Here is a 20922-nt window from a genome sequence, read left to right on the forward strand (position 1 = left end):
CTTGCTACCCCCCGGATACTCCGCTACGTATGGTTATTTTCAAAAAATCGCATTTGGCTAAATTCCGAGGAATAAAAGAGAAAATAACAGGTGATCGGGGATCTGCTGTGAATTAGAGAATACAGGGCCTTTTTGAGACAAAACAGGCTTGAGTTCTGCTTCTGTGGCACCCCCCGGATACCCGGTCACGTCTTGCGGTTTTGATTCCATATCCGGGGGGTGATATTCGGTGGTCGGACCTGAGTTGGACACCAGCTAAGTCAATGTCAGTGACCTCGCCAGCGGGTTGAATAGTTTAGTGTGGAATATGGCGCAAAGATAGTGAACCAGTCACCTACCCAGCTCGGCCTTTGCCCGACGATCGGTATCGAAAGGTCCAGCGAGAAGGCGTAGTTGACTCTGATGAGAAACACACTAGCGTACACCTAATTTATAATCAGGAACCTGTCAAGTAGGCCCCGTCGGAGCAACCGAATCGTGTAGTGAGAACGGAGCCCGGAGGAAGTTCCTAGCCGTCCATCGAGAACTTCCCTTCGAGTTCAGCGAGGGTTTCGCCCTCGTCTGTGAGTTCAATACCGAACCACGTCCGAACCTGTTTTCCACCATCGACACTGGGCCGACCTTCCTTCAGTTCGACGTCGACTTGCGCTTTCAGCGGCCCGGTGAACGCACCCGGCGCGTACTCTTGGATCGCCACATCATCAACCGACATATCAGTACTGTTACGGATGTGCCGGAGGCAGATTTGCGCCCACGAATTGAACGCATCGCGGAGTTCGGCCTTCGGAACGAACACCGTCTCGTCGGTGTCGGTCGTGATCGTCTCGTCTTCCGTGTTGGTGTAACGACGGAGGAACTGCTTCAGTGGGTCGGGCATGTCGTCCCCGATGAGCGGCTGGCCATACTTGCGGTGGATGCTGTCGAACGCAACGTCTTCTGTGTCGACCGAGGGCGTCGTCGAGCCACTCGTATCTTCGCCCGAGTCACCACCAGATCCGCTACTGTCCGCGAGGCGTGCGGGCGTGTATCCTGTCGTATCCTCGATATCTTTGAGAACTGGGAAGTACACATCATCCGGGAGCTTGAGGTTGCGCTTCCCGGCTTTGTTCCTGCCCGGCGAGTCGGCATTCTGTTCGTCCGAATCACTGTCGGAATCATCGCTACCCCCGCCGAATTGTTCGAGGTCCTCAGGCTCGCAATAATCGTTCTCGATCGCGTATCCCACAAGCCCCTTCAGGGGGATGGGTGTGTGCTCTGGAACGAGGTTGTTCTGCCGCGCGTAGGTCCACAGATGGAGGTACTCTAAATCATCGAGATTCTGACCACTCGCGGAATCCTTCGGGTCGCGCTTGCCCATGTCACAGAGGGCAAAGTGTTGGAAGTTATAGAGTGCCTCCCGCTTGTGGCAGTAGGCAGTTTCGTCGTCGATTACGACGAAGTAGTTCTCCGATTCACCGAAGTGACCGAAGGGGTTTGTTCCGCGAGAGCCGGGCGTGAGTCCAAGGTCGCGCAAGTCGAGACTCCAGAGGGGGTTGTGGCTCCCAGTGAGCTCGCGATAATCCCCTTCTTCGATCCGGTCTTCGATCTCCTGTGGGTCGATGTCCATCGCGGTGCTGGCGTCGTTCACCAGCCCCCCAATGTTGCCCGTCGCGGCGGGGTGTTGTGACGGGTGGATTGTGGGGATGAAACCGAACAGCGAGAGGGGTGGATACACCGCGTTTTGTTCAGGCACAGGATCGAGAACATTACCCTCGCCGCGAAGCGTGCTCGCGTCGCCAACAGGCCACCTGTGAGCGGCCGTCAGCACCCCCGTGTCAGCGTCGGGATCAGCCGGGATGATGTGGGGGTCACGAACGGGCAGATCCACACCTGTTTCTGTCCGGTCGATCGCCCCGACAGTCTGGGGGAGGTCGTGGGCTGTGGGGTAGCCAAGCGACGCCGGATCCATCCCGGTTGGGTACTCACCAACCGGGTCCGACCGGTCGGCGAGCGCCCGCATCCACGCAGGGGCCGTGGCCGGTCCATCACTCCCGTCGTCGGCGGGCGTTGGAGTGTTCCCCATCGTCAGTCGAAGTGCCCACTCAGCCGGCGGCGTGAGCGCGAGCCAGCCCTCTTGGAGGAAGTCGTCAAGGTCACGCTTCTCATCGCCAAACTGCGGCAGCTCTAAGAGCCACACGTTGGTTCCACCGTAGTCAGTGTGGGTCGGCTCCTCATCGGGCGTCAGCGCCGTCTGTCCGTCCGCGTCAGCGCTCTCAGCGGTCTCGTCAGTCTCGGTGTCGACGTCAATGACGCCAAGCCGCGTCGCGACTTCCTCCCAGAGCTCGTGATCATCCTCGTTGGGGTCGGCGTCGCCCTCGAGGACTTCCTCGCGATACACCTCGGCGGCGGCTTGGACCGTCCCCGTGAACGTATCGTCCGGCGACGGCGTGTGGGTGTCCAGTACCCGACCCATGTTGACGGCGCTATCCACGCCGGGCCCGTACTGGTGAATCTCGATGACCTCGCTGATCGGGCCCTTCCCGTGGAATTCGCCTTCCGACTCCAACAGGTGAACCGGGACTTCCTCCGCAGCGACCGGCGTTTTTTCGTCTGCGTCGACGTCGGCGTCAGCCGGCGGCGCGACGCGAATGTCCTGATCGTCGAGCTTCTCTTGAAGCGTCCCGTCGCGGGCGGCTTCGAGAACCAGCTTCCGGGTGAACATCTCGTCGCCGGGGAACGAACCCGTACAGAACAACTCCCGAATGGCCATGTCCCGTTCACACTGGCGCTCGTCGTGGTCGCGATCTTCTTCGGCCAGTACCACCCGTTTTGGCGGGTCCGAATCTTGGAGGAAGTACACGTCGGGGATCTCCCGGCGCTTGATGATCTCCGCGAGTACGTCGCGGTGCTTCATTTTGAACGACTTCGTGACCGGGGAGATGCACGGGATGCCGTGGGCGTGAGCGGTAATCGCGTCGGCCATCCCTTCCGTGATTGCGAGCGGTTCGCCCTCGACGATGGTCTCCCGGCCGTAGATCGGCTCGTCGGCAATAGTGTAGTTCTTCGTCGTCGCGAGCTTGGCGTACTTCCCCTTCGTGAAGTCGTCAGGGTGCGTGCCGTGTTCGGTGTCGAAGTCGGGCTGGCGCCCGATGAAGAAGGCGACCTTGCCGTCCTCGTCGTAGTACGGGAAGATGTACCGGGCCCGGAAGAGACACGAGAGGTCGTCGGGGTCGTCAGGATCGTCTATTGTGGTGTAATCAACGTACTCCTCGCCGTCCTCGTTCTCGCCGTAGGCGTCGTTCGGCTTCGTGAACAGCCCAGTCGCGACCATCGTGTGGTGGCTGAAGCCCTTGCTTTCGAGGTGGGAGAACAACTTCTTGCCGAAGGCGGGTGCCCACCCGAGCTGCTTGTCATCGACGAGGTCGTCGTTCCAGCCCCGGTGGTCAGCGCCGAGATACTGATACGGCTGTTCGTCGGCGGCGAAGTCCTCGGGCTCAGCAATGCGCTCGGCGGCGTCTTCCGTGGACTGGATGCCGGCGGTCTGTTCGTCTTCGCTTGGCGGCATCGCGTCAGCCGCATCCGGGTCTTGCTCAACAGGGTACGCCGGGTCGGGCTCGTCAAGCGCGGTGAAGTACTCGCGTGGTGTCTCGGGTTTCCGGTAGCCCGCTTCGAACGCCTGCTCGTCGTTCCACGTAACGTTGTTGTCGATCGTCGTATCCAGCTGACTGTGGAAGAAGCGAGCGGCTTCCTCGAGACACGCTTGGACTGCACCGAGGTCCGGTGTGGGGCTCAAGCGGAGGTCGGTGGGGTCGGCGTCGACGAGCGTGCTGTTGGGCTCGGCACGCGGTTCGCCGGGTGCGGTTTGTCCTGCCGGGCGTGTATCGGCGGCGTCGCTCTCTGCGTCGGCTGCGTCGTCTCCGGGCGGCTCTGTCTCGCGGTCGTCCGGGTCGGTGTCGCTTCCGGCGTCCGTCTCGGCGCCGTCCTCGCTCCCAGCGTCAGTCTCGGCGCCGTCGACGTTCGGTGTCTCCGTCTCGGCGTCGGACGTGGTGTCTGCGTCGTCCTGATCTCCGGCCTCGCTGTGCGTGCCTGTGCGCCCCTCTGAGCCATTCCGACTCTCGGACGGGGCGTCGGTCGTCTCGGTGTCGGTTGCGGCTTCCTCGTGTGTGCTGGCCGTGTCTGGCTCGGCGCTCTCACCGTTCGCGTCCGCAGGCGTGGGGGACGCATCTTCACCGTCGTCCGTGGCGGGTGTCTCTCCCCCACCGTCCGGGCCGTCGTCGGTATCATCGGACCCGCCGTCGCCGGAGTCGTCGTCGCCAGAACTGTCGTCGGAGTCCGAGTCGTCTCCACCTACGGGGTACGCATCCCGGTCGAACGCTGCGGCGTCGATTTCCGGGCCCTTCTCGTCGCGTGGGGTGTTGATCTTGAGATGGTCAGAGTCCGCGTCTTGATACACGGCCCCGTGGTTGTATGCTGCCTCGATGGTCTCGGTTACTTCCTCACCGTCAAGCCCGTGGAACATCTCGAGCCCGATGGTTACCTCGCTCTCCGTGAGTGGCTCATGCGGGTCGGCGTCGACTTCATCAAGAACAGTGGCCCAGAACGCTGGGACAGTTCGATCGCCGAGGATGAGTTTCTTTCCGGATTCTTTGATGACGCCAGCTTCTACACCAGCGCCGATAGCGGCCTGCGCCATCGGTTTCTTGAAGTCGAACTCAACACGAAGGCCCATCATCGTCCGCGGAACGGTCAGCCCCTCGTCGTGGTCGCGACCGAGTGCGTCCCACACGGGCACCCAACTGTCCCGGCGCTGTATCTTCGCAACCTCTTCTTCGGTGAGGTAGTCCTCGTAAGCGTCACGCGGGCCGGGTAGCCGGACGGCGTTCTCACCGGCAGGCACGAGCTCTTCTTCTGCGAGCCCGATCCGGATCGCGTCAGCGGCTTGCGTGCCACGGATGCCGGGGCCGTACCGAAGCGCACCGGGGAGATTGTCCCGGAAGATGGCCTCGGTCTGGTTCACGTTCGCAGAGTCCCACACGTCCTGCCAGAAGGCGGCGTCTGTGGGGTCTTTCGCGCCGAATTTGTCGGTGACCGCATCGTAGTCGATGTCGATATCACTCGGCGAACTATTCTCGTCAACGGTGTCGCTATTCGCGATGTAGTAGGTACTCAAGTTTGTCATGGCGGCTGCGTAACTGAACGTCACGGCGTCGATCGGGCTCGTCTCGTCGGCGCCCGCGTCATCGTCAAGGATACCGACCGGTCCGTCCGTGTCGCTGTCGGCACCGAACGGGTCGTCTTCATCCACGGTCGTTTCGACACTGGGAGACGGCTCCTCGTCAGGCGTGTCGGCGTTGTCCGTAGCCGGTGTGTCGCCCTCACCCGAGGCTGCGTCATCGTGGATCCCGACCGGGTCGCGATTATTGCCCTCAATATCAAGGGCGGTCATCTCGCGGTATATCGGCAACTGCTCATCGGGGACGATCGGCTCAAACGCATCCGGTGGGGCCTCGTGGGTTACATTCGCTCCGGGTTTGGAGCCGACTCCACTCACGTCGCTATCCCGACTCGGCATTTTGCTCGGGATGAGCCGTTCCGGAATAGGGACGGCTTCGCGTGAGAACCCGGCACGCTCTATGTGTATCTCTTCGTCCTCGGTATCGCTCGTGTCTGGTTCGTCTTCCGTGTCCTGCTCAACCCTTGCTTCTTCGGGAACCTGCTCAATACTCGTGTACGTCTCGGTGGGTGAGTCCCCCTCGGTGTCAGGAGAATCGGCCTCAACAGGTGCTTGAGTATCCGATTCGCTCGTGGGTTGTTCAGCGGGCGAAAGGAATTCGGGGAGGGCCGTTTGGATAATGTCCCAGTCCTCCTCCGTCGGTATCTCCTCGAACTCCCGCTCGGGGACGAACGGCTCGTAGACGAGTTGCCAGTCCTCGCGAAGGTCGCCGAGTGTCGGGTAGCGTTGGACCTCGCCGCCGGGGTAGACCACCCACTCGTTGTTGTGGGTGTCATAGCGGCACCACACGTCGAAGGCGTTTGTTGATCCGAAGCCCTCGTCCATCCGGAGCGACCCCTTCTTCGCGCCATCAGCCATGCCGTCGTACAGCTGAATCTCGTCGTCGTGGGTATTGACCCACACCGCTTGCTTGCCCTTCTTGATGAGCGCGTGCTTCCGCTCACCGTCTGTGGGTGTCCCCAACTCAAGGAAGTCGGTCTTGTTGTAGTACAGCGGCATTGGGTCGCGCTCTGTGAGATCACCTGCGTCTTCTGCGTCCTCGTTGGGGCGCATCCGAAGGTGCCCACGGATGAGCTTCGGGTCTGTGAGAATGTGGTTGACGCGAGCAGCAAGCTCAGCACTTTTCTCACCACCCTCCTCCGGAGTGACGAACATAACCCGCCGGTCACTACGAACCGACCGGGCGAGGTTCTGGAGCGTCCGGGCTGGCTTCTTGTAGGTTGAGGTCTCTGCTTCGATAGTGATCGCACCGCCCCCAGAGAGGTCTGCGGCAATTGGGTAATCCTTCTTGAACTGCTCAAGCAAACGCGAGGCCCGCTTTGTATCCACAGTCCCCTCAATCGGCGGATAGGCAACCGCGTCCGGTAAGCTCACTTCGTGGTCCTGCCGGACGACGGTGACTTCCATCCCGATAGCCGACAGCATCACGAACGACCGCCGAATCACTTCGTTGTGCTTCTCTGTCTCAGGCCGCCAATCCTCATCAGCCTGCTCAAGAACCGACCGGATCCCTTTGTCCGTGATCGACAACTCTGTCTCCGGGTCGGTGATCCGAACCTGTCCTGTCGGCGTCCCGCCCGTCCCCCGGACGCTGGTTTCCTCTTTTTCATCCTCGGGGTCGGCCAGCTCAACATACTCCTCATCGACGAGGATGCCGTCAGGCAACTCCTCGAAGTCCGTCGACGTCCGGCGGTGGAACCCCTCGTTTGCGGCCTCGACACTCACCGAGAGTGTGTCGTCGCCGTCCATCTCCGGCGGGTCGATATTCAACGCCGGGGCGGGCTCAAGCGTCTCGTATGCGCCGGGCAACGTATCGAGTGCGTTCTGCCGGATCTGTTCAGCCCACACTGCCTCAAGGAAGCACTTCGTCAAGTCGTGTTCGCCCCCAAGGTGCATCAAGGCGTGTTCCGACTCATCGAGGTTCTGCTCGAGCGCGTCGACGCCGTACTCCTTGAGGTTCTCCCCGATGATCGCTTCGGCTTCTGCCGGCGTCCGCCGTGCGGGATACGGGGCGAAGGTGTCGGGCGCAAGCGGGTCCGACCGCATCGGCCCATCCTCGTCCATCGTGGAAATCGTCGTCAACGCGGTGTAGGCAGGCAGCGACTGAATCGTCCCCGAGTCGATGTCGTCGTCGTCGAACCGCTCGGCGATGATCCGGGCGTCATCAACTTCTGTCACACCGAAGCTCAACAGCGTGTCCGTGTTCCCGAACATCTGCTTGAGCGTCTGGGGCGCAATCTCCCGCACCTGCGAGGGGTTCTGGAGACACGTCACAACGCCCATCTTCCCAGACCGGGCCTTCGAGAGCATCTTGTCAAGCGCCATGTTCTCCGAGGCGATGTCGTCAAACTCGTCCATGAACGCGAAGAAGGGCTCCCGGTCGGCCTCCTCAATCTTCTCGCGTTTCCGGATGGTCGACCACACGCGGCGCATAATCCCCGTCGAGACGACCTTCCGGATCTCGTCAGACCGCACCGTGTTCCGGACGAGAATGATTTTCCCCTCTTCGACGGCGTGCGAGAGGTTGATCGTCCCATCCCGGTGGGCCACAATCCCCCGGCTGATGGGGTCTTCGACCCAGTCTTGAATCCGGCGGAGAACCGGGTCGATTTCCTCGGTGTCCATCTCCGCGATTTTCGTGGTGTACTCGTGGATGAAGCTCATCCCCTCTTGGCTGACGACGTTCGAGAACTTCGCGCGGCTCTCGTTGTCGGCCAGCACATAATACATATCGACGAGGGTGAACTTCCGTCGCGACCGAATCATCGCCCGGGCGATGTTGGACGTGATCCCCTCCATCTTCGGGCCCCAGTATTCACCGCCACGCAGGACCGCCCGGAGGTCGTTGATGATGGACTCAACCTCGCGGTCGAATTCGATCTCCGTCTCACAGTCGCCGGGCTCGAGGAAGTTGATCCCCGCGACTTTCTCGAAGGTCTCGCTGCCCGGCTCAACCCAGATGATGTCGTCCATCCGCTCGTCGGGCAGCTGCGTGATCAGGTCGTCGACAGTGTCGCCCTTCGGGTCGATGAAGACGAACCCGTGGCCCTTCCGGGCAATCTGGTTCATCATCATGTTCAGGGTGGTGGATTTGCCTTTCCCCGTCGACCCGAAGATCGTCATGTGGCGGAACCACGAGAACGGCTCAAGCCCGATTTCCCGAATCCCGTCTATCGGGTTGGTGTCATACCCCAGCCAAATCGGTTCGTCTGGATGGTGGGTGTGCGAGTGAATGAGCCGATCGCGCACGTCGAACCCGGCGAAGACATCGCCTGGTTGGGCGCGTCCGTTCCCACTAGCGGTGGCTGTGAGCTCGAACGGGAAGTAGCGCTGGAGGCCCGGTTCCCAACGGAGTTGCACGTCAGTATCAAGCTGGTCGTAGGTGTAACTTGAGTAGTGGGCGGGGTTCTTTAGCCCACGTTTGTATGGACTGTCAGAACCCAGAATGCCAGTCGTCTCCGGTGGTTCACCATCGGGCGTGGTTAAGTTGTCGGTGACAGTGTCACCGTCATTGGAGTCCTCTTCTGTCCTATCTGGAGTTTCTCCGGGAGACGAGGTGTTTGATGATTTCAGACCGGGGATTTCCAGCCGGTTTGAGAGTATATTGAGGGTATAGTGGAGCGGATTCTTCATATTGCTCCACCAGTCGAGATTGCTGCCGTGTTTTGAGCAGCAGCCTTACTTGTACAGTTATCACTATTTTTGACTCGTTTGTCAAGGATTGGCCACAGAATCCAAACCAGTCCACTACGGCTTGGTGAGCTACAGTTGTAACTCTGTATATAACCGAATCCAGTTGATTCGGGAGGGCTAGTTGGATATTTGCGTTGGGCAATTCGCAGCGTCAACCGACGCTCAGTGTTGTTTCTATACCAATTCCTCTGGATGTCAGGTCTTCCTTTCATGGCCAGCTACGGCCAACTCACGCAAGAGTTGACCGTATCTTGGGTGACTAGATACCGTCCACGTGCTGGGAAAATCCGACTCAATACTAAGCTTCGATTCGACAGAAGGCGTTTGGATAGGAGATACTTTCACATCAATACTGTTGAGTCGTTATATTAAAAATGTAAGGGAAAGCGAGGAACCGGCGGATGGCGATCTTCAAGCAGGAGTCATGCCCAAGATGCCATCTGGTTCGTCGATGAAGCTGACGCGGATCTCCCACTCGAAGCGACTTATGACGAGTGCTCAGTTGTCGCCCGTCTTGATGACTCCCACATAGTGGGTGGTATTGATCGTCTTCTGGTCACTCCTGATGCGTATCATATCATCGACTATAAGACGAACGATCTTTCGTCGACGACGACTGGTGCCCTCGCTGACCACTATCGGCCGCAGATGCTTGCCTACGCTCTCGCGCTCTTCCAGCACGATCCCGCACGACAGGTTCGTGCTTCACTCCGGTTTACTGATGTCGGCGTCGAAGAACAGTTTGAGTGGCAACGGAGTGAACTGACTGATATCGAATCCGAACTTCGCTCTATGTTGGAGCTCGTCGCCTGAGCCGCTAACTCTATTGTGGATATTCCAGAGTAGTATGCTATCTTGAAATAGTTCAAAATTCTCGAATAGAATGCTATTTGTACTATTCACCACAGAGTTAAGTCGAGAGGGGTTGATACTGCTGAATAGTATGAGTGGCTCAGACAGCACGAATAGCATAGATAGAACGAATATCCCGAATAGCCCGTATGGTTCGGTACAGACCGATGGGAACTCTCGGGCTGTGTCGGTTTGTATGCTGAAGGGGGGTGTCGGCAAATCGACGATCGCTGTCAACCTCGCTCGACAGCTGGCCGCGCAGAACCACGATGTGCTCCTCATTGATCTTGATCCGAACGGCCACGCATCCGTCGGTTTAGGCTTTGACGACCAGTATCACAACACCGAGGAAACCATCGGCGATGTCTTCTTCGACGATGCTGACCCGACTTCCGTTGTCTACGATACAAGCTACGAGTTCGATATTCTCCCGTCCAGCGAGGACTTAGAACAGGTCGAGCGGGAGATCGTCGTGGGCGACGTGTTTCAACCCTCTGCGCTGCTCAAACGGGAAGTGGTAGACCCACTCCTCGGGGGAACGTACGATTACATCGTCACGGATTCGCCGGCGTACCGATCCCGACTCACGGACAACGCGCTGGTCGCGACGGCAAACTTGGTACTTCCGCTCGCCCCGGGAAACGAGGCGATGGCCGGCTTGGAGCGAACCATCGAGCGACAGATCTCCCCGCTTCGGCAGCATATGGACGTCGACGTCCTGTCGCTGGTTCCGAACATGTTGAGTGGCCGTATCGACCAGCAGACTCAAGATCGACAGCTCCTCGAACGTCTCAACTCGCACGATAACCTTCAGGATCGCATCCCGAATTTCGCGCGGATCACGGACTGGGAGGCTGTCGACGCCGGCGATCTCAAACCATCACCTGGCATCCGTGACCGTACCAGCATCACGAAGGCCTACGGCGAGCGCAAACCCCTGCTAGACTACGACCCTGACTGTGACCAGTTACAGTGTTTCGACGAGCTGGCGCACATCGTCGAGGCCGGGGAGGTGGTCCGCCATGGCTGAGGACGATCCGTTTGCCGACCTCGGGGAGACGCTCGAGGATGAACCGGATGACGAACCCCAGGATACGGATGACGCGTCTGAATCGGAGACGACCGAGGAGACCTCTGCTCCGGACTCAGTCGAGCCGCAGGACCCGATGACCGATGCCGCGTTCAGCTACGAGGCAGCCAAACAGCGCCCTTTCTACGCCCGTGAGGCTACGATTGAGGACTTCGATTCCTGGCTGAAGTACGAATTAGAGCGCGAGCTCAACCAGCAGGGCTACCAGAACATCGTCGTTCGGGAGATGACTGATGCTCTTCTCCGAACCGTTGTGGAGGAAGACCTCGTGGACGAAGTGTCTGAACGGTTCGAACAAGCCCGCGAATCTGCTTCTTCAGAATCGACTGAATAGCGTACTATTCTGAAATAGGATACTATTCCACAATATCTTAACAGCGATGCTTCACCCCGCGGCCGATATAACCGCCGAATACACCGGACTGGTGGCCGACGACGAGGTGGCCCTTCTCGAAGCGATGCAACGGGTCGTTTTCGACCGCTTCGACCGCGACTACAATCGTCTTGTCGCGTTCAACGCGGAGTCGTGGAAGGGTGGGCTCGACCTGCCGTTCGTCCGCACACGGTGTATCCGGCAGGGTGTGGACTGGATGTTCGACGGGATTCTGTTCGCCGATCTGTGGGAACCGCTGAAGAAGCGGCTGAACACGACCCACACCGCCTACGGTGCGTCGACCGATGTCAACTCGCTCACCGGCTCTTATAGCCTCTTGTTCGACCAGAACGACCGCCTGCCGGTGCTACTGGACGAACTGGACGGACACGCGTGGTATCACGAGGAGCCGTACGACCCCTTCGAGGACTCGGGGAGTACCGCCGCCAACTACAGGGAGGGTGACCTGCTTCCTGTCTGCCTACACAACCTCGCCGACATCCACCGCACGTGGGAACTCGGCGAACTCATCCGACAATTCGTTTCCTCAAAGGACGTCACCGAGAAGAAGCTCTAACTCCACATATTAATCGAAATAGTGCGTAAAAATCGAAGCCGGTGCTCAGGTCACATATAATAGTAATAGTGGGTCTGTAGGTTGATGTCGTCCGCGTTTGGTTCGGCAAGAATCTCACTGACGGCATTCGCAATGCCGATGGTGACTGGGAGTCGCTTACAGAAATCAGAACTGTTCCAGTCCAGTTTGGTGAACGTGAGTATTTCACGGCAGATGCGTCGGTAATCGCCGCTAAAATACTCCTTGTGAGGTCTGACAACGATTGGGGTAGGTACGCCCGGCCCATTGTACACGGACTGCTCTGGTACGTATCCGGTTGTGTAGAGGTACCCCTCACTCCGGTCAGGGGGAAGGGCAAGTGTCCCCCGCAACGGCGGATTGTCGCCTTCTGGAAAGAGACGGAGTGGGTGGTGGTTCCTGATGGTGACGAATTCCTTCGTGTTCACATCGCCGGCACCGTCACTGAACCCCTCACTCTCCTCCGGCCAGAAGTTGGACGACTTGTGAAGGACGAGTCGATTCGGTTGCGAGTCGCGATAGTCGCCGTACTTCTCAAGGATGCTTTCAACCAACCGCTTGGCGTCTGCGTACGAGAGGTGAGTCTGCGCTTCGTCGCTAGCGATGTCTTGTACGGGGTCGCCGCGAATGACGAAGTTCTCACCGCCCTCTATGAAGACCTGTGCGATCGATGCCCTGACGTCTGGGTCGGCGCCCCGCTCTCTGTAGAACGAGATGCCCGCGTAACACTGCTGACTGTCGAAACTCGCCGTCTTCCAAGGTCTGCCTTCACGGGCTTTGTAGAGCATCCCGACAGCGATGTTCCACGCAAACTCAGAACGGTGCTGTACATCAGAACCCCCGCGCAGCGCCTTCGGTGACATCAGCTGCGTGGGGGTGCTAGCTTCCATGCCCGCGAGCTTGACCTGACTCCGGAAATCGCTGTTCTTTGTTTGAATCCGGTCAGTGTCCGTATTCGGGTCGGCACAAAGTTCCACGAAACGCTCGGGGATAGCAACGAACGTGATGTCGGGAGGTGGTGTCTGCGATCCGAGACCGGCGATTTGGTGTTTCAGGTGTCTGATGGAGGGTTGGACGCGTTCTTCGCGGTCGGGGATCTCGGCAATCTTGTCCATATCCTTCTGACGGATGCGCCCCTTCCACTTTTCGTGCGTCTGGTAGTCGAACTGGAGGCGTGACTCGACTCCGAGCCCCGGGAATGGTTGTCGCCATCGCTTCCGGTTCGAGTTGCTCGGAATGCCGGTTCGCATTTTCCGGAGGAGTTCTTCCATCATCGAGATCGACCGACTGTCTCCGACGATCCCGACGTTCACAACCTCCTCTTCTGTATTTGCCCGAGGGCGGGGGCCGTACTTCAGCAGCCCTCCGCGAGGATCCTTGGCCGTTTCACCGTCGGCGAATAGCAATCCGGGTTCTCTTATCCGGCGGAGGTCGAAGTCGCTCATCGCTTCACCACGGCTTCTCCAGCCATCAGTGCGTCTCGTTCCTCGGTGTTCTTCGGCGGCCGCTCCCGGGGGTGAACGTCGATTGCGTCCTCAAAAGTCATCCGCTGCCCGCCCGTTCCCGGGATGCTCGCGTGACCACCCCGTCCTTCGTCCAGACCGAGGTAAGCTCGCCACTGTCTGAACTGGCTTTTCTGATTGGGGTTCCGGGATAGTGAGTTCTTGTCCAGTTGGTGGTGAAGCTCGTCGGCACGGTCGCCACTGATGAACGAGTCGCCACGACCGCGCCCGGTGAACAACCACCCTGTCTCAACGAAAACATAGTATTGGTCGCCGTACTGCTTTACCACGGGCATCCCGTACCGGTGTGCGTAGGCAGTACCCCAGTCCTTCAGAGCGACGTATCCTTTGAACTCCTGATTGGCCTCCGAATCGTTCTCCTCTGAGGGCCTTAGAGTGCCTGACAACTCCTGTTGTCTGGTCTCATCGGTATCTTGACTGACTCCTATGTCTCTCTGAATGATGAGTTTGTGTTGACCACGGTGGCGGATGCTGACGCAGCGATCGTGGCGGCGAACACCGCGCCACAGCACTTGCCGATTCAACAGGGCGATAACTCGGCGGTTGTGCTGGTCGCCGGTCTGACTCATCCACTCCATAAAGTCGTGGCACTCCGACGTGTCCGTGTTCACGAACTGTACGAGTGAATCGGGCATTTCCCCGGGTGGTATCAGGCTGTACATCTGGCCACTCTGGAACCAGATTGGAAGATAACGCGGATTTTGATCATATACATCATGGTACTCGGGGGCCAGACTCTGCAGTGTCCAGATCTCGTCGGGGAGGTCGACGATTCGGACGAAGTTCGGTGTGGGATTTCCGCGCTCTTTTACAGGTTCGTTCTCACGAGTGTAGAAGTCCCACTTCTTGTCTCCACGATTCTGTGACTCGCGATCTTCGATGAGTTCGCCGAGTCGCCCGTACCCCACTTTTTTGATACTGACCCGCTCCAGAAACCGCCAGAAGTCACGAAAATCGAGTGACTCGAATTGGTCTGTTTCCGCTTCGTTTAGATTGTGTCTCTCATCCAGTTCCTCATAGTATGCCCGCACCTCGTCTTCCTTCCTGATCCGGTCATGGAAGATGTCCTTCCACCGCGACTGACTGGCGTAGTCGTCAGCGAACACCATAAATTCGAAATCTGGACTCTCAGAGCGCGCAAAGTCAATAAACTGACGTGCTAGCTCGTCGATAAAACCGTCGTCGAACAGAGAGAGTTTAGTGTTCTTGGTCTCAACGCGGAACTTCTTGTCCTCTGCGTGAGCTGGTCGGGACAAGACAATATCAGATGTGCCCGCATAGCCGTCACCAACCTCCAAATATTCGCCGGCTTCGAGGTAGTCCCGAACCCGGCGTCGATACATCTCCGCTTTGTGGTGACTGGACTCCTGTTCCCCATCGAGGTTCTCGAACGTCACTAACGCTACATATCGCGGCCCAGAGGAAAAAATGTCGGGTGGCAGCGAACAACCGCTCCCGTAGCGGATAAGACGGAGGCGTGTTAACGATCAATCAGAAATTTGGCGATGCCCGACTCTCTCAATCTGGACGACGTGGCAGCACTATTGTTCGACGAGCGGCGTTACAACAGCGACATCCGGCCTAAGGCGTTCCACAAGATCCTATACTTCGCAAAGCAGGAGTTAGAGAGAGAACGTGTCGATGAAACCATCGACACGTACTGGTATATGTGGGGTGCGGTGGTTGCGACGTCTGATTCGTCTCTCGAAATCAGAGAGGGGACTGAGGGGCAGCGGGTGGTCTGTGAGATGGAGGTTTCCGACATTGATGCCTCTCGTACCACCATTCAGCGCGGCCGACGAGCGGTCTCCCGCACACTAGATCGCTACTATGACCGCGGCATCGAGGGGTTAACCGACGAAATGTACGACGAGGCCCCGTACGATGTTCAACGAAACTTTCGGGAATTGGACAAGCAACTTGACGCAGCTGGCGATTCCAAACAGATGACCCTTACCCTCGACCGGAACGAAAAGCGTACCCGGGAAACGCTCCATAGGTTCGTCCAGAGCTTCCCGATTGACGACTTCTCCCAGTACGAGGACGATCTCCACATCTGGTACCGGTTGATGAGTGCTGAGTTGGACTCAGAAGACTACGATCCTCAGGTCGCGGAGACGCTTGCGAAGTCATTCTGGCGACTGTACTGTCTCGAACTCGCGTGTAGAGAGGACAACCTCTCCCGGTCGGAAATCGCCGAAGAAAGAGGTGTCGACAGCGTCGAGAGTGCGAAAGAAGAGATTCGTGAGCGACTCCGCCGGAAGGAGCGTGAGAAGGCGAGGCGGAATTCGAAGGATACTCGAGTCGCCAAAGAGGCAGCCGACGCTTTCGTCACGCCATTCGTCGACAACGACCTACTCCAGCACTAATGGCTCGCTACTTTCTTGACACCGGCGTTCTCGTTGGCCTAACGTTCCTACACGACCTGTGGCACGATGACGCCGAACGACTATATGATACCGATAACGGCCTCTATACGAGCCGAGCGGTCATTTACGAGTACTGTAATAACAGCAACTCAAACAGACTTGAGGACACGGTCGTGGACTGGGACACGGATGCTGGCCTCTTCGGGGCAATCCTAGCGAAGGTTCGCGCCGCCCAAATGAATCTCAACTTCCGAATGGATGGCTATGATGACGACGAGCTGGACATTGAGACGCTCGTTGAGGCCTTTATCGAAGAGACGGACGTGAAGGGTAGCATCGAGCAAAGGCTGATCGAAGAACACATCGAACCCAATATCCGAAACGAATTGGAGGATACACTCGTTGACGAAGAGGTCACTCCTGCGTCGGGCAGACGTGCCTTGGACACTCTGTGCGACACGGTGATTGACGAAGCTCACGAGACGAGGCAAGAGCTTCAAAACCGGGTTACACAGGGGCCGTCCGGATCCCTTAGTAAGTCAGAGCGTAGGCAGCGTCTTGGATTCGTGAACGGGTATATGGACAAAGTAATCCTATCCGACGCTGCACATCAGAACGACCGAGATCTTGTCAGTACCGTGGTTACCGCAGACAAATCAGATATGTACGGGCACCACGAACGGATTAGTGCCGAGTTGGGAATTCAAGTCATCTACATTAAAGACGAGTTCGCCGATCCTTCGTGGCCCGTCGGTGAATGAGGGCAGTTGTAGCTGGAAAGCCCTCATCCGCGAACAGGCGTCCGATGACCGCTTCCACCACCTCCGGAGATAACTCACACTACTCCAGTCCGGGGTACAACTCTAAAGAAAAGTTTTGAACTGAGATCTATCGTTACCTACTGTGTTGGCTCGCTTGGTATGACTTTTTACATTGCCGGTGTTGACTAACCGGCACTCTGGCCAACCTATCACTCAGCGTCTGATTTGTAGAAATCCAAATTGCGATGCGCTGGAACTCCCATAACTTCGGAGGATAGATCTCATGCGTGCCTTTGTTTTCTCACAAAAATCTTGATTAAAACCTCGCTAAATCAATAACAGTCCGTCATTCGAGTACCGCTCCAGCAGGCGCTTGTTTCACTGCGAACCGTTCGCGTGAACTTCGTCGAACAAGTCTGTAACCCGCTGTTCGATATCGTTTCGGATCTCACGGACATGATCGAGATCTTGGCCGTCAGGATCTGTTAGCGCCCAGTCGCGAACATCTATCTCTTCAGCATCGAGTTCGAGTGTCGAACAGCCCATTGTGGCGACGACGTCACATGATTCGAGCTCAGTCGTTGAGACTTCTCGAGGGACTCGATCCGAGAGATCGATCTCGTGGTCTTGCATGACCGCCACGACCTCGTCGTGGACGCTATCGGCGGGGTGAGTCCCACCAGTAATGATCTCAACACTGTCTTCGAGTCCACGACGGTCACGCTCGCGTTCGGCGAACGCTGTTGCCATCTGACTGCGACCAGCATTTTGTACACAAACGAATCCTAGAGTAACCGGCAACTCATCACTCACAAACAGCAGAATCGATGCCGTCGACTTGAGCACTTATATGTGATGTATATACGTCTCAATAGCTCAAAACGGGTCTGAGAGTACTTCTCAGATAGCCTATCAAGAGCCGCTGTGCCTGAAGTAACAGCTATACCGATCCCACTCGCTTGTGGAGGTGTGACTGAATCCGATGAGCGGACGGGCCACCAGATCGCGTTCGTGTGCGTCCAAAACGCAGGACGGAGCCAAATGGCGGCAGCGTTCGCCGAGCGCGAGCGCGACCGTCGCGATGTGGGCGATCAGATTACGATCGTTACCGGTGGCACTCACCCCGCCGATAGCGTCCACGAGATCGTTGTCGAAGCAATGAGAGAGCGAGACATCGATCTCAGCGACCGAACGCCGCGAGAGGTGACGCCAGACGAGCTACAGGCGGTCGATATCGTCGTCACGATGGGGTGTTCGGCGTCGGACGTGTGCCCGGCGACGTGGAACGGCGAGAATCGCGATTGGGGGCTCGACGACCCCCACGAGCGTCCGATCGAGCAGGTCCGCGACATTCGTGACGAGATCGAAGAACGTGTCGTCTCGCTGTTCGACGAACTCCTGTCGCAAACTCCGTCCGCGGAGTGACAATTGGCAGGGTCGTCAGCCGGAATGACCCCTGTCGACCTCCGCTAACAGCAGCCGTCGTCGTCGGCGCCGCAGACGCTCCCGTAGTCGACACCGGTCTCGTCGCCGATCGCCTCGTTACACTGCATCACCATCGTGGTGAACGCGAACTCCGAGGAGGACTCTTTCGCCGTCGCGAGCTCTTCGCCGAGCGCCTCGGCGGCCGCGACGACCTCTTCGTCCGTCACTTCGGACTCGCTAGCGTCCTGACCGGAAGCGCTCAACAGCACCCACCTCCGGTGGACCGCGCGAACTCCTCGCCGATCTCGTCGCTGATGGCGTCGTTCGTTCGCTTGAGCAGTTCTATCAGATCGGCCTGTGCGGCCTGCTGACGCTGGATCGTCTCGTTGTTCGACATTTCGGTCTGGAGCTGCTTCAGCTCGGCCATCACCGACTCGTCGAAACCGCCGCGTTGCATCTGCTGTTGCTTTCGCTGGTACTCGCGGAGCAGCGCCATCGCGTCGTCATCGTCCTGTAACGCCTCGTCGGCCGCGACGAACCGCTGATATGTCTCAGACTCGTCGAGCGTGTCGAGGAACTCGTGGAGCGCCGCCTCAATGTTGGCTTCTACGTCTTCCTCAGTAGACATGCCCACGCTGTCCTCGGCCGCACCTTCCACGTCCTGTGCGTCGCTCACGAGGGCGTCACCTCCGGTGCGTCCGCTTCGACAACGTCTGCGAGTCCGGTAATCTCCTCACCGAAGGCGCTGAGTTCGTCGAGCCCGATCGGTTCGTCCTGCCGGAGCGGCGCCAACATCAACGGCGCGTCGAACCGGTCACGGATCTCGTCGAGATACTGCGCCTGCTGAGCGCGCCGATTCGCGAAGAAGGCGTTGTCGCCGTACTCCTCAGGGAGGAGGTAGTTGGCGACGACTAGCGAGGTCTCGATGCCGACCTGATCTTTGAGGTCGGCGGCGGCCCGGTAGGCTTCCATCATAGGTGTGTACTCGGGGTACATCACGAACGCGAACGTGCTCCGTTCGGGGTCTTTCATCGTCTCTATGACCTCGTCGTACTGGTCGCCTTTGGCGGGGGCAGCCCCCTTCGTCAGCGAGCCGAGGTCCATGAACCCCTTCCAGTCGGAGGGGAGTTCGAGCAGTCGAAGCGTGTGTCCCGTGGGGGCGGTGTCGAAGACGACCACGTCGTAGCCGTCCTCGTCGAAGTAGCTCACGAACTTTTCGAGCGCGGCCATCTCCTCGGCACAGGGCGATTCCAGTTCCTCTTCGACGTTCGCGATCGCGGCGTCGACGTCGATCTGCGTGTCCTCTTTGTCCTCGTACATCTCGGTGACGTGGTCGAGGACTTGCTCGCGGTACTCCGCAAGCGCTTTTTCTTGGTCGATTCGCGCCGCGTCGAGGTTCTCCTGGCCGACCGAGGTGGGTTCGTGGCCCACGGGCTCACCGAAGATGTCCTCTAAGTGCGCGGCCGGATCGGTCGTGACGACAAGCGTCTCGTGGCCCGCCTCAGCGAGTTTCGTCGCTGCCGTCGAGGCGACCGTGCTCTTGCCGACGCCGCCCTTCCCGGTGAAAAAGAGGTACTGCGTCTCCTCGCCCGGCGTGAGCTGGTCGACAACCGCGTCGGCGTCCGCCATCGAATCGAACTCGACCGCACCGTCAGCGTCCACGTCGGTCGCGGTCCCGACGTCGACGGTCGCCTCCGTGCCGTCGTAGAGGACACCGCCCACGTCAGCGAGCAGGTCGAGCCCGGCTATCTCGCCGGGCTGGAGCGGGTACGTCGCCGTCGCGTCCGCGTCGAACTCCTCTCGGGCGCGCTCGATGACGGCCTGCTCGTCCGCGCGTTTCCCCTCGAAGAAGGGGTCCTCGCACACCGACTCTGGGAGGTAGCCGTTGAGGATCAACAGCTGCGACTCGATCCCGAGGTCGCCGAGATCGCTCGCGCTGCGTTCGATCTCGTCGATCGAGGAGTCCTCCGGCTTGCCGACGAAGGCAAAGGAAGTGCGCTCGTCGTCCTGGAGCGTGTCGATCGCGCGCTCGTAATCCTGTTTTTTGTCCTCCATCGAGGCCGCCGGTCCGATACAGGTCGAGCCGCCCTTCTCGAGTTCGGCGTTCCAGTCAGAGGGGAGCTCCATCAGCCGGATGGTGTGGCCCGTCGGTGCAGTGTCGAAGACGACGACGTCGTACTCCGGGCTGTCCATGAAGTCGACGAAGTTGTCGAAGGCGGCGATCTCCTCGACGCAGGGGCTGTTGAGCTGCTCTTCGACCGTCTGGATCTCCTCTTCACCGAGCAGTTCGCGCATCGGCTCGATCGTCTCCTGGCGGTACTCCTCGGCGGCGGTGTCCGGGTCGATCTCGATCGCCGAGAGGTTCTCGATCCCGTCGATCGCGGTGACCTGGTGGCCGATCGACTGCCCGAAGATGTCCGAGAGGTTCGGGGCAGGGTCGGTGGTCACCAAGAGCGTCTCGTAGTCGTTGTCGGCGAGCCACGTCGCGGTCGCACAGCTCACCGTGCTCTTGCCGACGCCGCCCTTCCCGCTGAAGAAAACGAACTCGGTGTCGTCGCTACTTGGTTCGACGACCTCACGCGCGCTCGTCGCTGTCGACTGTGATTGTGCCATTTATTAGGCCTCCTGTGGTGCGGCGTTGCCGTCGATGGCCGCGGTCAGTTCGTCGTACGAGAGGTACTCGCCCTCGGCGACGATCTCGTCGTCGACGACCGTGATCGGGAGGATCGACGGTCCGTCCTCCTGAACGCGGTCGTAGATCCGCTGCGTTTCGAGGAACTGATCGATGTTGTGCTGCATGTTCGCCCGGTTGACTTCGAGCTCGTCGAACGCGTCTTCGAGCTGGTCAAGCGCCGCGCTGACCTCGACGAGTTCGTCGTCGGGGTCGGGACCGCAGACGCCGGTGGAGCAACACATCGCTTCTTCGTACAGGGTGAGTTCGGTCATGATTGAGTCGGATCGCGGTCGTACGTCTGATGTATCGTTCACAGCAGGACACGTTTGTTTGTCCTCTCTGTGGCCAATTCATT

General features: G+C 58.9%; 14 protein-coding genes and 1 pseudogene. 7 read left to right on the forward strand and 8 right to left on the reverse strand.

Annotated elements, in window-relative coordinates; translation table 11 throughout:
- Nucleotides 1-508: 508 nt before the first annotated feature.
- A complete protein-coding gene (locus tag EXE48_RS12450) occupies nt 509-8845 on the reverse strand; it encodes a type IV secretion system DNA-binding domain-containing protein (RefSeq protein ID WP_241991989.1) in 8337 nt (2778 codons plus the stop codon).
- A gap of 480 nt (nt 8846-9325) precedes the next feature.
- Between EXE48_RS12450 and EXE48_RS12455 the strand changes: the two are divergent.
- From EXE48_RS12455 to EXE48_RS12470, 4 genes and pseudogenes are all read left to right on the forward strand, one after another.
- Nucleotides 9326-9718 (forward strand): annotated as a pseudogene (locus EXE48_RS12455) (PD-(D/E)XK nuclease family protein); the annotation flags it as partial.
- Nucleotides 9719-9848: 130 nt separating this feature from the next.
- Nucleotides 9849-10787 (forward strand): ParA family protein, encoded by a 939-nt coding sequence (locus EXE48_RS12460; RefSeq protein ID WP_137711659.1) that lies wholly within the window; start codon nt 9849-9851, stop codon nt 10785-10787.
- Nucleotides 10780-11181, forward strand: a complete 402-nt coding sequence (locus EXE48_RS12465; protein ID WP_137711660.1) for a DUF7970 domain-containing protein — start codon at nt 10780-10782, stop codon at nt 11179-11181. Before EXE48_RS12460 ends, EXE48_RS12465 begins: the two co-directional genes overlap by 8 nt.
- Nucleotides 11182-11272: 91 nt before the next feature.
- Nucleotides 11273-11797, forward strand: a complete 525-nt coding sequence (locus EXE48_RS12470) for a hypothetical protein (RefSeq protein ID WP_137711661.1) — start codon at nt 11273-11275, stop codon at nt 11795-11797.
- A 50-nt stretch (nt 11798-11847) separates the two neighbouring features.
- Here the strand turns inward: EXE48_RS12470 and EXE48_RS12475 are convergent, their stop codons facing one another.
- Entirely contained in the window at nt 11848-13260 is a 1413-nt protein-coding gene (locus tag EXE48_RS12475; RefSeq protein ID WP_137711662.1) for an argonaute/piwi family protein, read from the reverse strand.
- Nucleotides 13257-14735, reverse strand: coding sequence for a hypothetical protein (locus EXE48_RS12480; protein WP_137711663.1), 1479 nt, complete (start codon nt 14733-14735; stop codon nt 13257-13259). Before EXE48_RS12480 ends, EXE48_RS12475 begins: the two co-directional genes overlap by 4 nt.
- Nucleotides 14736-14843: 108 nt before the next feature.
- Here EXE48_RS12480 and EXE48_RS12485 point away from each other — a divergent pair, with 108 nt between their 5' ends.
- Nucleotides 14844-15707, forward strand: coding sequence for a hypothetical protein (locus EXE48_RS12485; RefSeq protein ID WP_137711664.1), 864 nt, complete (start codon nt 14844-14846; stop codon nt 15705-15707).
- Entirely contained in the window at nt 15707-16468 is a 762-nt protein-coding gene (locus EXE48_RS12490; RefSeq protein WP_137711665.1) for a hypothetical protein, read from the forward strand. Before EXE48_RS12485 ends, EXE48_RS12490 begins: the two co-directional genes overlap by 1 nt.
- Before the next feature lie 378 nt (nt 16469-16846).
- Here the strand turns inward: EXE48_RS12490 and EXE48_RS12495 are convergent, their stop codons facing one another.
- Nucleotides 16847-17281 (reverse strand): low molecular weight phosphatase family protein, encoded by a 435-nt coding sequence (locus EXE48_RS12495; protein WP_137711666.1) that lies wholly within the window; start codon nt 17279-17281, stop codon nt 16847-16849.
- 189 nt (nt 17282-17470) lie between these two features.
- On the opposite strand from EXE48_RS12495, the gene EXE48_RS12500 reads away from it, so the two are divergent.
- Nucleotides 17471-17893, forward strand: a complete 423-nt coding sequence (locus EXE48_RS12500; RefSeq protein WP_394348056.1) for an arsenate-mycothiol transferase ArsC — start codon at nt 17471-17473, stop codon at nt 17891-17893.
- 44 nt (nt 17894-17937) lie between these two features.
- Here the strand turns inward: EXE48_RS12500 and hcsS are convergent, their stop codons facing one another.
- The 4 genes from hcsS to arsD are packed head-to-tail and all read right to left on the reverse strand — an operon-like array spanning nt 17938 to nt 20839.
- Nucleotides 17938-18162: a halo-CC-star protein HcsS gene (hcsS, locus tag EXE48_RS12505; protein ID WP_137711667.1), complete on the reverse strand. Its 225-nt coding sequence runs from the start codon at nt 18160-18162 to the stop codon at nt 17938-17940.
- The gene (hcsL, locus tag EXE48_RS12510; protein ID WP_137711668.1) at nt 18153-18569 is read right to left on the reverse strand and encodes a halo-CC-star protein HcsL; all 417 of its coding nucleotides are present in this window, start codon (nt 18567-18569) and stop codon (nt 18153-18155) included. Before hcsL ends, hcsS begins: the two co-directional genes overlap by 10 nt.
- A complete protein-coding gene (arsA, locus tag EXE48_RS12515) occupies nt 18566-20506 on the reverse strand; it encodes an arsenical pump-driving ATPase (protein WP_137711669.1) in 1941 nt (646 codons plus the stop codon). Before arsA ends, hcsL begins: the two co-directional genes overlap by 4 nt.
- A gap of 3 nt (nt 20507-20509) precedes the next feature.
- Entirely contained in the window at nt 20510-20839 is a 330-nt protein-coding gene (gene arsD, locus EXE48_RS12520; protein WP_094519407.1) for an arsenite efflux transporter metallochaperone ArsD, read from the reverse strand.
- Nucleotides 20840-20922 lie beyond the last annotated feature (83 nt).

Origin of the sequence: Halorubrum sp. ASP1, from assembly GCF_005435135.1 — an archaeon.
GTDB lineage: Archaea > Halobacteriota > Halobacteria > Halobacteriales > Haloferacaceae > Halorubrum > Halorubrum tropicale.